Annotated in this window: 15 protein-coding genes; 3 read left to right on the top strand and 12 right to left on the bottom strand. The window is 21.8% G+C overall.

Going from position 1 to position 12,528, the window contains the following annotated elements; translation table 4 throughout:
- Positions 1 to 61 precede the first annotated feature (61 nt).
- The 8 genes from rpmF to AAHM95_RS07045 all read right to left on the bottom strand — a co-directional run bounded on the left by rpmF (position 62) and on the right by AAHM95_RS07045 (position 5,306).
- Positions 62 to 271 (bottom strand): 50S ribosomal protein L32, encoded by a 210-nt coding sequence (rpmF, locus tag AAHM95_RS07080; protein WP_281747878.1) that lies wholly within the window; start codon positions 269 to 271, stop codon positions 62 to 64.
- Between the two features lie 234 nt (positions 272 to 505).
- The gene (locus AAHM95_RS07075; protein ID WP_342274498.1) at positions 506 to 1,408 is read right to left on the bottom strand and encodes a DUF3800 domain-containing protein; all 903 of its coding nucleotides are present in this window, start codon (positions 1,406 to 1,408) and stop codon (positions 506 to 508) included.
- A gap of 272 nt (positions 1,409 to 1,680) precedes the next feature.
- Positions 1,681 to 2,358 (bottom strand): deoxyribose-phosphate aldolase, encoded by a 678-nt coding sequence (gene deoC, locus AAHM95_RS07070; protein WP_342274497.1) that lies wholly within the window; start codon positions 2,356 to 2,358, stop codon positions 1,681 to 1,683.
- Complete coding sequence (locus AAHM95_RS07065) at positions 2,348 to 3,331, bottom strand: Gfo/Idh/MocA family protein (protein ID WP_342274496.1); 984 nt, start codon at positions 3,329 to 3,331, stop codon at positions 2,348 to 2,350. Before AAHM95_RS07065 ends, deoC begins: the two co-directional genes overlap by 11 nt.
- Positions 3,332 to 3,342: 11 nt before the next feature.
- On the bottom strand, positions 3,343 to 4,065 hold the full coding sequence (locus tag AAHM95_RS07060; RefSeq protein WP_281747884.1) for an RsmE family RNA methyltransferase: 723 nt from the start codon (positions 4,063 to 4,065) through the stop codon (positions 3,343 to 3,345).
- Between the two features lie 152 nt (positions 4,066 to 4,217).
- Complete coding sequence (locus AAHM95_RS07055) at positions 4,218 to 4,445, bottom strand: hypothetical protein (protein ID WP_338979035.1); 228 nt, start codon at positions 4,443 to 4,445, stop codon at positions 4,218 to 4,220.
- Positions 4,446 to 4,595: 150 nt separating this feature from the next.
- The gene (locus AAHM95_RS07050; protein WP_342274495.1) at positions 4,596 to 4,910 is read right to left on the bottom strand and encodes a hypothetical protein; all 315 of its coding nucleotides are present in this window, start codon (positions 4,908 to 4,910) and stop codon (positions 4,596 to 4,598) included.
- An 84-nt stretch (positions 4,911 to 4,994) separates the two neighbouring features.
- Complete coding sequence (locus AAHM95_RS07045; protein ID WP_342274494.1) at positions 4,995 to 5,306, bottom strand: hypothetical protein; 312 nt, start codon at positions 5,304 to 5,306, stop codon at positions 4,995 to 4,997.
- Positions 5,307 to 6,379: 1,073 nt separating this feature from the next.
- Between AAHM95_RS07045 and AAHM95_RS07040 the strand changes: the two genes are divergently transcribed.
- Positions 6,380 to 7,627 (top strand): ISNCY family transposase, encoded by a 1,248-nt coding sequence (locus AAHM95_RS07040; protein ID WP_342273976.1) that lies wholly within the window; start codon positions 6,380 to 6,382, stop codon positions 7,625 to 7,627.
- Positions 7,628 to 7,783: 156 nt separating this feature from the next.
- Here AAHM95_RS07040 and AAHM95_RS07035 read toward each other — a convergent pair whose 3' ends face one another.
- From AAHM95_RS07035 to AAHM95_RS07020, 4 genes are all read right to left on the bottom strand, one after another.
- Positions 7,784 to 8,191, bottom strand: coding sequence for a hypothetical protein (locus AAHM95_RS07035; protein WP_342273977.1), 408 nt, complete (start codon positions 8,189 to 8,191; stop codon positions 7,784 to 7,786).
- Positions 8,192 to 8,241: 50 nt separating this feature from the next.
- Positions 8,242 to 8,445, bottom strand: coding sequence for a hypothetical protein (locus tag AAHM95_RS07030; protein ID WP_342274493.1), 204 nt, complete (start codon positions 8,443 to 8,445; stop codon positions 8,242 to 8,244).
- 253 nt (positions 8,446 to 8,698) lie between these two features.
- Entirely contained in the window at positions 8,699 to 10,630 is a 1,932-nt protein-coding gene (locus AAHM95_RS07025; protein WP_342274492.1) for a hypothetical protein, read from the bottom strand.
- 125 nt (positions 10,631 to 10,755) lie between these two features.
- Complete coding sequence (locus AAHM95_RS07020; RefSeq protein WP_281748442.1) at positions 10,756 to 11,253, bottom strand: hypothetical protein; 498 nt, start codon at positions 11,251 to 11,253, stop codon at positions 10,756 to 10,758.
- Positions 11,254 to 11,533: 280 nt separating this feature from the next.
- On the opposite strand from AAHM95_RS07020, the gene AAHM95_RS07015 reads away from it, so the two are divergent.
- Entirely contained in the window at positions 11,534 to 12,082 is a 549-nt protein-coding gene (locus AAHM95_RS07015) for a hypothetical protein (RefSeq protein WP_342274491.1), read from the top strand.
- 82 nt (positions 12,083 to 12,164) lie between these two features.
- The gene (locus AAHM95_RS07010) at positions 12,165 to 12,509 is read left to right on the top strand and encodes a hypothetical protein (RefSeq protein ID WP_342274490.1); all 345 of its coding nucleotides are present in this window, start codon (positions 12,165 to 12,167) and stop codon (positions 12,507 to 12,509) included.
- Positions 12,510 to 12,528: the final 19 nt, after the last annotated feature.

The raw sequence follows: 12,528 nt of genomic DNA, 5'->3' as shown, positions 1-12,528 counted from the left end.
TTTAAAATAATATTTTAAATAAATAAGAGGAAGGTAATCTAAGATAAGATATATTCATATTTTATTTTTTTTCTGTTGATGATGTTTTTTCTGCTTGTAATGGATTAGTAATACTTACACCTTTGTATGTCTTGCATTTCATACAGGCATGATGTGGTTTAGTAATTGCTCCACAATTTAAACAGTTAGTTGTAGTTGTTGCAGATAAACTATCATGGGCACGACGTGTATTTTTACGCATTTTTGACGTTCTTCTTGCTGGTACTGCCATAGTCTGTTGCCTCCTTACTTTCGTATCTCATAAATTATATATTGATTTATCAGAAAAATCTATTTTTTTTGATAAGTTTTTCAAATTTTTGGAAATAAAATACTAATAAATCAAATATTTTATTTGGAATGATAAAAAGATTGGTGAAATATTTAAAAATAGAATGTAATTATGAGAAACTGCTTATTTTTTACTATAAAAAATTACCATTTTAAACAGTTTTTTCTAAAAATTTTAGAAATAGAAAATTTTTATTAATTCAATAATTTCTTTACCTTGAATTAATATTCTTCCATTTTTATAGTGCGTTAATGTTCAAAAATTCACCTTTTGATATATATTTTCTATCAAAACATTATTATTTACTTTTTTAAACTCTTTAATTTTATCTATTTTTTTAACATTTACTAGATTTATATGTGTAACATGTGTATTCTTTGTTGTTTTTACTTCATCTTTTTCAATTATTTTTTTATTATGATAATCTTCATAATCTCATATTAGTTTATTATTTAATTCCCAGTCATTAATAAAATTTATAGGTTGTGAATGTTCAGGATAATTTTTTTTTACAAAAATTATATTAGCAATATAATCTGCCATTTGAATATCTAAATTTGTTTTAGAATCTAAATATTTTACATTTAATTTTATATTTTCATTAACATTACATAGTTTTCAATTTTGTTTTAAATATTGTTCTAAACCATTTGGAAATAATCCTTTATCTTGTCTTTCATCAATCCTAAAATTAATTTCACTTTCATCTTCAAAATATTCTTTAATATTTTCAAAAATTTTATTTAACATAACTTTAGTTAAAAAATTATATTTATCTGCAATATGTTTTATATTTTTTAAAAGTTTTGGATTTTTTGCATTAATATAAATTCCTATTAATTTAACATCATTTAAGGTTAATAATTGATTTATAAAAATTGCTTTTTCTGTAACATTTAAATCTGTAGCTTTTATTTCAATTTTATTTTTTAAACTTTCTTTTAAATTATTTTTTACTTTGTTATATATAAATTTTACTTTTCTTATATCTTTACATATATAGCCTGCTATGACAAAATATTTATGTCTATTATTTATTGATAAAGTCCCGGATTCATCTAATATTATAAATACCATTATATACTACACTTTCATAAGTTATCAAATTTATTATACTTGAATCATATATAAAAGTATAGTAAAATATAATAAAGTCCTTTAAGATAAACCGTATACCACTTGATTACTAAGCGTATGTTAAGTACGTGGTTTCTTAGGCAAAATCCCTTTAATTAGGGATTTTTTATTAATAAAAGTTACCTAGGTAACTTTTATTTTTTACATATAATTAATATTTTTAAATATCTTAATTTCTTTTTTTTATTTATTATAATTATCAATATATCTATTTAATAACCACCCTTAGCTTCATGCCCTGAAATAATAGCAACACCATTACTAGTACCAATTCTAGTAGCACCAGCATTAATCATCGCCATTGCATCATCTTCATTTTTAATACCACCAGAAGCTTTAATTGCAACATGAGGACCAATATTTGCTTTCATTAATTTAATATCAGCAACCGTTGCACCACCATTAGCAAAACCAGTTGAAGTTTTAATAAAATCTGCTTTTACTTTAGTTACTAACTGACAAGCAATAATTTTTTGTTCTGTTGTTAATAAACTACACTCAATTATTACTTTTAAAATAATATTTGACGGACATGCATTACGAACTGCTTGTAGATCTTGCAATACAAGTTTTTGATCATTATCCTTTAGTGCCCCAATGTTAATAACAACGTCAATTTCTTGAACACCATCTTTAATCGCATTAATTGTTTCTGCTACTTTAGTTTGTGTAGTATTGGCACCCAATGGAAAACCAACCACTGTACATACTTTAACATTACTATTTTTTAATAAAGTAACAGCACGATTAACATAAAATGGATTAATACAAACTGCTTTAAAATAATAAGTTTTAGCTTCTTTACATAATGTATCAATCATTGATAATGTTGCTTCTGGTTTTAATAATGTATGATCAATATATTCATTTAAATTAATATTACTTTTCATAAACTTCAACTCCTAATTCATTTTCACTTTTAATAATTGCTTCAATAACTTCAAGATTCATTAAACTATGATTTAATCAATAATCTCGACTTAAATAATCTTTATTTTTAATCATTTTTACAAAGTCATTTAATTCATATGTCATTAAACTTTCTTCATTGGTATTATCTGCGATTTCTTTTATTCCGTTTTTAGTATAAACCTTAATTCCACTTAATGGATGAACTTGTGATAAAACAAGACTACTATTATGACCTATAAATTCACTTTGTGCATAAGAGGTTACTCCTTTACTACAAGTAATAGTAGTAATAGTTCCATTTTCATGCTTCAAAATAACATGATTACTTAAATTAACACCATTAGGTAATTTAATTGACATCGCTTTAACTGTTTTTACTTTACCTAATAAATACAATACTAATTGTAATGGATATACTAAACTATCATAAGTTGAACCTTTACCAAAATCTTTATCAAAAACAGAATCATATATTCCTTTTTCAACTGATGGCATTCTTGAAGAAATACGATTAAAATTAAGGTTAACTACTTCTGGATTTATTTCATGCACTAATTTTTTTAATTTAGAAAAAATAGGTAAATGAACAGTAACATAAGCTTCTAATAAAATTATTTTTTTACTTCTTGCTAAAGAAATTAGGTTTTTAACTTCTTCAACTGTAAAAGTAATAGTTTTTTCTACCAAAACATGAATATTATTTTTTAAAAATAATTTACTTTGTTTGTAATGCAAACCATTTGGTGAAGCAATATAAATAGCATCAATATGTTCTATCATTTTATTTAAATCATCAGTACTATGGGCAATATTATATTTTTTTGCTCATGTTTCTGCTTTATCTAAACTTCTTGAATATATACAAGTTATTTTAACTTTTTTATTAGTTAACGCTTGCTTTATAAATCTTTGAACAATTTTTCCAGTTCCAATAATACCAATTCTAATCATCTTGTACTCCTCTAACTTTTTAAACTTGTTTCATAATTAATGATTGACATTAAAAATAAAGGTGCAGTTTCAGCACGTAAAATTAATTTTCCTAAACTAATATTACTAAAATTAAGTTGTGTTAAAGTTGCAATTTCTTCTTTAGTGATTCCTCCTTCGGGTCCAACTATAATTGTTATTGATGATAATTTATTATTTATTTGACTAATTCAACTAGTTTCTGATGAATTTTCATATGCAACCAAATTAAGATGAGACCGATATCGCTCTAATTGTTTTAAATCAAAAACAACGGGTGTAACAATCGGAATTAAATTGCGATTTGATTGTTTGGCAGCAGCTTTTGCAATATTTTGTCAACGTAAAACTTTCTGTTCTGCTTTTGTTCTTGTTAAAACACTAACACATCGTTTTAACTGCAATGGCACAATTTGATAAACTCCCAATTCTACTGCTTTTTGAATGACTAAATCAAATTTTTGTTCTTTTAATAAAGATATTACTAATGTGATTTTACATCTTAATTCTGAATTACTATTTGGCACTGTTTTTATAATTTCGCATTTAATAACTGATGTAATTTCAATAATTTTTGTTAAATATTTTTGTTCTTGATGAATAATAACTATTTCATCATTAATTTTATGACGTAATACTTTAATTAGATGTTTACTATCTTCTTCATCCAATATTAAAATATTATTAGTTTTATGGTTAGTAAAGTAGCATTCCATAGTCCACCTCTAATTTGATTATAACATAAGGTAAAACTCAAATTAACAAGTTTTAACTATCATCTTTAATTTATAAAATATAAAATTTCTTTTTTCTTTTATCATGAAACTAAATTAAAAACTACTTAATTAATTAAGTAGTTTTTAATTATTTATAAAATAATACATTTTGCAACTTTAGTAATAGCATTATTATCTATGTTTACTAAAGGTTTATCATTTATTATGTTCTTATTTTTATTACTTTCAAATGTATCAGCAACTTTTCCTCGTCTTTCTCTTTCTTTTTCTTTTCCAAAACTATTATTTACTTCATCTATTTTTTTTGCAAGTGAATCTTTATCTTTTGTACTTCATTTTTCATGTGGTTCTCATGGCATATTTTTTTACTTCCTTTATTATTCTTTGAATATTTTTTCTACCCTTTAAATACTCAGTAAAATTATATATTTTTTATAAACGTAAATATAAAAAATATATAATTTTACTCTTTTTAACAAAACTATTAAAATTATTTTTAAAACAATATTTTATATTGAATAACTTCGTTGTTTTGTTACTGGGCTAATTGGGGGTTGTATATCAGTAGAATTAACTATAACACTTAAATCAAAATTTTTAGCAACAGGATTAGTAACTGTTGGTTTTGCTTTATCTGGGTTTTCTCACGTTATTTTACTACTTAATAGTTTATTTATTTTTTGCTTTTTCCTATTATCTAATTCTTGTTTTAAAATATTAAATTGTCTTTCTAATTGAGTTTCTACTTTATCACTTGTCAAGTCTCTAATTATTGTTTTAAATTCTTTTTTATCTTTTTCAATTTTTTCTTGATTTTTAAACATTTTATTATAAATTCATGAATCAACTTTTTTTATTGCAGTTGAAACTGTTGTTGCAGCAGTTTTAATAAATAAGCCAAGTGTAATTTAAATTAAACCAACTATAAGTTTGTCTTTTAATTCTGTTGCAATTTCCCTCCTTACAAAGGGTAAACAAGAAATCAATATTGGAACACCAACAGAAAGTACTGAAATAACACCCCACATTGTGAATTCAACTATAGATGGTTTTTCTTTATATTTTGTTTGTTCTTTTATAAACTCTTTAATTGGTATTCTATCAAAATTATTATTATTATTTATTAATAAAAGATCATTTTTGTATTGACTTAAATTTTTATATTGTTTTGTTTGCGTTAATATTTGTATATTATCATTATCAAAGTTATGAAAAAACATTATTTTTTCTGAAATTGATTGATTATTATGTATAAAAGTTGTTATATAATAACAATTATTATTTATTGTCAAAATTTCTTCATATATTTGTTCAACTTTTTTACCATTTTCAATTTTTTCTTGTTTAATTTCATTTTCTAATTTTAATATTTTATTTTCATATTTTAATTCTTTTTGTAAAATGTTAATTTTATTAAGTTTAATTTTTAGTTTTTTTATTTTTTTTCTATTTTTTGTTAATATTTTGGTTTTGTTCTTTTCGTCATTATTTAAAAATTGTTTAATATCATTTTTTAATTCATTTTGGATATTACTATTTATCTTTTGATATTCATTTAATTGTTCTTTTCTTTGTTTTAATTTCCTTAACCGAGTTGTTTTTTCTTTAATTTCATGTTCATATTTGGCTAATTCTCTTTTTCTTTTTTTTAACGTTTTTTTACCAAATAATTGACCACTAACTATTGCATTTTTAATTTTTTCTAAATTTTCCTTTGCTTTTTTTAATTCAAATTCAATTTTTAAAGTTTCATCATTATTTTCTTTTTGTAAATTTAATATTCTATGTGCTCTTGCTTCTTCAATTATTATTTTCTTTGCTATTTGTTTATCAAGATCTAAAATTGTTACAGAATTATATCTATACTTTTGTGATCCATTTTCAATTATTTTAGTTTGTGATATTTGACTTGAATTAAAAGAACTAGTAAATTCAGTATTATTTATATTTTTTTTATTTTTTTCAAATCTTATTGTTAAGCCCCATGTCTTGCTTTTATAGCAATTTCTGACTTATTTAAAATATCATTTATTATTTGTTGTTTAATGATTTGATGAAATGTTTGCAAATTTGTTTTATCAGCCATTCTTTTTTCTCCTTTTTTTAAACAAAAACCCATTTACTTTAATTTAAAGTAAATGGGTGATATAAACTCAATAATAATTATATGTTATCAAATTTTGTCTTTTTTACAACAAATTTCCATAATTTGTCATTATTTAGTGATAATTTCCTATTAGTTATCGAGTGAAAATTTCTCAAAAAGTGAAGTTAAATATACTTGGTGATAAAAATGGAAAGAAGCATGACTATGAAAGAAAAATATAAATACAAAATTATAAATGACATTGTTATTAATAAATTATCTAAACATCAAGCCAAAAATAAACTTAACCTAACTATTAGAAGAATTAACCAATTAATTCAAATTTTTAATAAAGAAGGTAAAGTTGGTTTTATTCATAAATCTCGCAATAAAATTTCTAATAAGGCAACAAAAATAGAAATTAAAAATAAAATTATAAACTTATATAAAACAAAATATTATAATTTTAATTTTCAACATTTTCAGGAAAAATTAATTAATGAAGAAAACACTAAAATTGCATATAGTACAGTTTATAATCTATTAATTCAAGAAAAAATCACTTCACCAAAAAGACATAAGAATAAAAAAAATAACTTGCATCCCACAAGAAATCGTAGAACAAATTTTGGTGAATTAATTCAAATGGATGCAAGTAATCATCATTGATTTGGTAACGATAAACCAAAAGCATTTTTACATGCTGCAATTGATGATGCTACAGGAAATATTGTTGGACTATGATTTGATCACCAAGAGACATTAGATGGTTATTATAATGTTTTTTATCAAATTTTAACTAAATATGGCATACCAAAGATATTTTATACTGATAATAGAACAGTTTTTGGATATAAGAAAAAAATTGATTCAGGTAAAATAAACACAGAAAATGACACTTATACTCAATTTCAAAAATGCTGTAATGATTTAGGTGTTGAAGTAATTAGAACCTCAATTCCACAAGCTAAAGGCAGAATTGAACGATTATTTGGAACACTTCAAAGTCGTTTAATTAGTGAATTACGACTTAATAAAATTAAAAATTTAGAAGATGGTAATAAATTTCTTAAAACATATATAAACATTTTTAATAATCAGTTTGCTTTTCCTATTGATGATAATAAATCTGCTATGGTTAAAGCTCCTACACAAAATGAAATAAATGTTTATCTTTCAAGATTTTGTAAAAGAAAAACAGATAGTGGTTCAACTATAACATATTATGGTAAAAAATATTTTCCTTATAAAAATAACAAAGTTCAATATATACAACCTAGAACTGATGTAATTGTACTTAAATCATTTATTAATGAATTCTATCTTAGTTATAATAATAAAATATATGAACTAAAAGAAATAGCATTAAAACCAATTATTAAAGAAGATTTGATAAAAACTAAAAAAGTTTATATACCAAATAAAGACCATCCTTGAAGATATGGATATCAATAATTTTTAATTAAAAGTAAAAAAACATATTTTAGAAGAGATTTATTTTATTAATACTAAACCATATAAAATTTTAAAACATTTGTATATGAGCAAATTTGGTGTCTTAAAATCAATTTTAAAGATATAAAGATATTGCAAATGCAATATCTTCCCCTTTTACATCTGTGGTGAGCTTGGTTTATATCCACTTGTTAAAGGTTGATTTTCACTGTTTGCACTGCGTTTTCATTGTTCAAAAATTGAATCAAAATCATAATCTAAACTTGATTTTAATTTTAAATATTTTCCTACATTATCAACCCTTTTTTGTCCTTTTGATTCGATTTTATCTTCTAAATCATATATATTTAATTTTTCAATATATGGAATTATTTTATATTTCTTTTTTAAATTTTCATTTAATGTTTTTAGATATATTTCTAGTTTTTCTATTTCTTCTTTAAGATTTTTTTCAGTATTTATTATATTATCTAATTCTTTATTATCTTTAATTTTACCCTCTAATTTTTTTATTTCAGAATAATAAAATTCATAAACTGGTGAATTAGGTTTAACTTTAAACATTTTTTATTTTCTCTTTTGAATAAATAATAAAAAAACTCATTTATTTTATCTTAAAATAAATGAGTTAAAAACTTATATAATTTTTTATGTTCTGAATCTTCTCTTTTAAGTTCTTCTAAAAAATTAGATACTTGTCTTTGATTATCACTTATATTTTTGATACAAGTTTCTAAATTACTTTTAATAATAGCCATTTTTTGTTCAATTAAATTTATTTCTACATTTAATATATTTATTTCTTGCTCTCTATTCATCTTTTTTTCCTTTCAATCTAAACTCATTTATTTTAAAATAAAAACTATATTAAGTTTATAATAATTATAAATTAATAATTTTTAATTTTAATTTTTTAACTTACTTTGTATATCCTTTTTTAATTATTTACTTAATTTATATAAAAAAATATTAAAAATGAGAGTATTATCTCTCATTTATCTTTTTAATAAAATTAATATTTCAAAATTATATGATTAACAGTAAAACTAAATAAATATAATCTGTTAAATTCTAACTAAAGGTTACACCTTGCAAGTTAATATTCCATACTCGATCACGGAAACATTTAACTGTATCAACGCTTCAATTAATGCTTACATAAACATTTTCTTCATCATGTCAAATATGAATATAACCATGTAATTCAAGAAAGGCTCCTCAAAATCCACCATCATAATAGTAACTAAGCTCAAATATATTTTTGTTTCTATCATTACTAATATCATTAGTACTAATACTTAATTGCGAACCTTTTAATTTTTGATCAGTATAAGTATTACAATAAAGACTAAAATACGAATTATCACCAAAACTTAATTTACTAAACTTATTAGAAAAACTATCTCAATCTGGTGCATAATTTGTTCAATTAGATAATAGAGGAATATCAGAGCTGGTTCAAGTACTTTTTAACGAACCAACACTATTAGTTTCATTATAATTATAATTTAGTTGATCATTATTAATACTACTACTATCAACAGTAAAATCAGCAACTATCTTTCCTTTATAAATAGTTTCATCACCACTAATAGTTACTTGTTGATTAGTAATATCATCTTCACTAAATTTAATTGCATCTAGCTTTACATTTGGATTACTTTTGCTAATCGCAGTTTTAATTTCTTCAATATTTGGTTTTGATAATCCATTAGTTTTAATTGTTCCTAAATTTAAATTTTTAAAAACATCACTTAAAAGCTCTGTTTTATCACAATCATAAGTAACAACAATACTATCATTGCTATAAAATTTACCATCACCATTAATAACTGCACTATTATCAGTAATTTTATCAACTATAATTTTGCTTACATCAAGATTATAGTTAGCGGTTTTAAGTGCTAAAATTAATTGCTCTTTACTTGGTGTATTTTGTCCAGGAATATTCAAAGTTGGTAATTTATTATTTAAAACACTATTTAAATCAATAAGTAAATTATTAATTACTACATCAGCACCAGTGTATACATATTGATTAATAGATTTAATAGTAACATTATTATTTTGCAACGTTACTTGAATAGCATTCATATTTAACCTTGAATATTGTTTTTTCAATGCACTACTAACATCTTCTAAAGTTATTACTTTTCCTATAATAGCAATTTTATCTAATCCCTTATTAATAACGTCTTTAAGAGCAATTCTAATATCAAGATTTAAATTTAGTATTACTTTACCGGTATATTTTTTTTGATTTGTACTAGTAATAGTGGCACTATTAGTAGCAGTAATTTCTATTGCAATAAAAGAAGTATCTAACTTTTCTTGGTAAGTATCACGTAATGCTCTCATTACATCATTATTTGATGGTATATCATGACCATTAGTCTTAACCATTAAATCTTTTTTATTAATAATAGTACTTAAATCAACACTATCATTAGTACTAAATGTAACTGTTACCTTACCAGTATAAAGAGGAATAACATCAGCGCCCGTAATACCTGTAATAGTTGCTTCTTTATTAGAAATAACATCAATTTTAAGGCGATCCATTTCTAAATTAGAATATTTTTCTTGAATACGACTGTAAACGGTTTCCACAGTAGGTTTTTGACCATTAGTACTAAAATTACCAATGGATGCTCCATCAACAATTATTGTTCTAATATCAATAGTTTGGATTTGATAAGTAATTTTAATTTTATCTTGATTATAAAAAATACCATCACCAACAACAAAAGCATAATTAGTTGTTTTATTAATAATTATAATATTATCAGTATGAAGTTCATGATTTAAAATAAATAGTTGTGATTTTAATTCATAATCTGTAGGTATTGTTCCTCGATGTTCCTCTGGTACAATTTTTAAATCTGTTTGTGTTAAATCTTTTTTTAAATCTTTTTTAAATATAGTTAGATTATTACATGCCGTTGTACTAGCAGTGACTGCACTTGATAATAATGCACCCATAAATAATAATGGTTTTTTCATATATATACCTCATTTAAATATTGTAAAAAATTAATAATTATTTTAAAGTGATTATATCATAATTTAAAAAAAATTAAATTCTAGATTTTTAAATGATTTTATTAAAAAATAGCGTTTTATATATTTTACATTTTTAATGTATGTACTTTTAATGAAGGAGTCGAAACGGAAATATTTTGTACATCTTTATTAATTTTATTAATAACAAAATTTGATATTTTATTATCATTTTCTAAGTTTTTCTTTATAAAAAATTGTTTTTTATAACATTCAAAATACTGTTCTTTTCAATATTTAACTATTTCTTTTTCTTTTTTATAAAGTTTAATAGAAAATTTATATCAGAATTTATTTATTGATAATTCTAACTCAAGATTATTAAATAAGAATTCATTATTTATATTTTTACTTAATAAAAAGTTTTGATGATCTAAAAGTTGAATTTTTATTTCTTGAAAATTATAATTTTTTTCTAAAATTGAATCTTTTATCATATCTATATTTTCTTCACAATAGTTATTTTTATTAAATATGATTTCATTTAAAATTTCATTATTACGTTTATATAATTCTTTTATATTTAATATTTTTTCATTTATCTCTTTTAAATCTTCTTCTCTCATTTTTTTTCCTTTCAAAAAAATTCATTTATTTTAATTTTTAAAATAAACTATAAATAATAATAATAAATGATTATCTAAAAAACATAAAAAATGCTTTTAACACTATTAAAGTTTTTATTATTACTTTTTTGAAATTTGACTTATTTTGAAATAATATAAGAGATTCTAAAGTTGACAAATTTTTTTTATTTTCTATACTGTATATAACTAAATATTAGTTTTTAATCCATTTACTTTTTATGAAAGTAAATGGGTTTTTATTTTGAAAGGAAAATTGAATATGCCAAAAAAATCAAATTTTGAAAAAAAAGATCGAAAAGAAAAAGAAAAATTTGATGAAGAAAAAATAATCTACTCAAGTATTTTTCATACAATAACAATTTTAGAAATTTTAAATGATAATCCTATAATATTTTTTAAAAAATTAAATCATATTATTAAAGAACTATATATAGAAACTATTTTATTAAAAATGCCAAATACATATGGTTCAAATGCTAACTCAGAGTTTTATTATATAAATCAAAAAGCACAATATGATTACTTTTCAATTACTGTAAATATTGAACAAAAAACGTTAAAATTATTTTTTTGTTCAAAAACTTTATACCTACAAGGATTTACTTTTGAAATAACTTATTATTATTTTGAAGATAGCACATTAATAAATCCTAATATAGAAAATATTATTTGCCAATCTTTACCTTTTGTAGGAAGTTATGTAGCAAGTAATGGACTCCAAGCACATAATAATTATTCTTGACAAACAATACATAATGATTTTTTATTGTTAACAAATTATAAAAAATTGAGATCGCGGAACACATAATGCTATTAATTATCTTTTAAATAATAAAGGTAGCTTAAATAAATATTTTCACCAAGAATTAAGTAATAATGGATTAAGAATAATGGTTTTTAGCACAAGCATGTATCATGCAATTAACAATTATCAAAATCCACCATTAATAACTTCAAATCAAAAATGAAAAATAAAAAAATTACAAAATTGAATAGATACCAGTATTAAAATCTGTGAAAAACAAAAATACACTATTGCTAAAGAAGCCAATAAATTTCAAAACTTAAATAATCTTATTGAAATACTGAAAAATTTTAAAAATGATATTATTACAAATAAAAAATTACAAGAGGAAATAAAAACAGCAAACGTTTTTGCTGATAATATTATTGAAATAAATAAGGTTTTTGATATAAAGACAAACCCAGAAAGTATAAAAAGTTGTTATATTTAAAAAATAAATTATTCTTTTA

It is taken from the genome of Spiroplasma endosymbiont of Phycita roborella, from assembly GCF_964031195.1.
Classification (GTDB): Bacteria; Bacillota_I; Bacilli_A; order Mycoplasmatales; family VBWQ01; genus Spiroplasma_E; species Spiroplasma_E ixodetis_A.
Note: the sequence above shows the minus strand (reverse complement) of the source record. Positions and strands in the feature narration are given on the sequence as shown.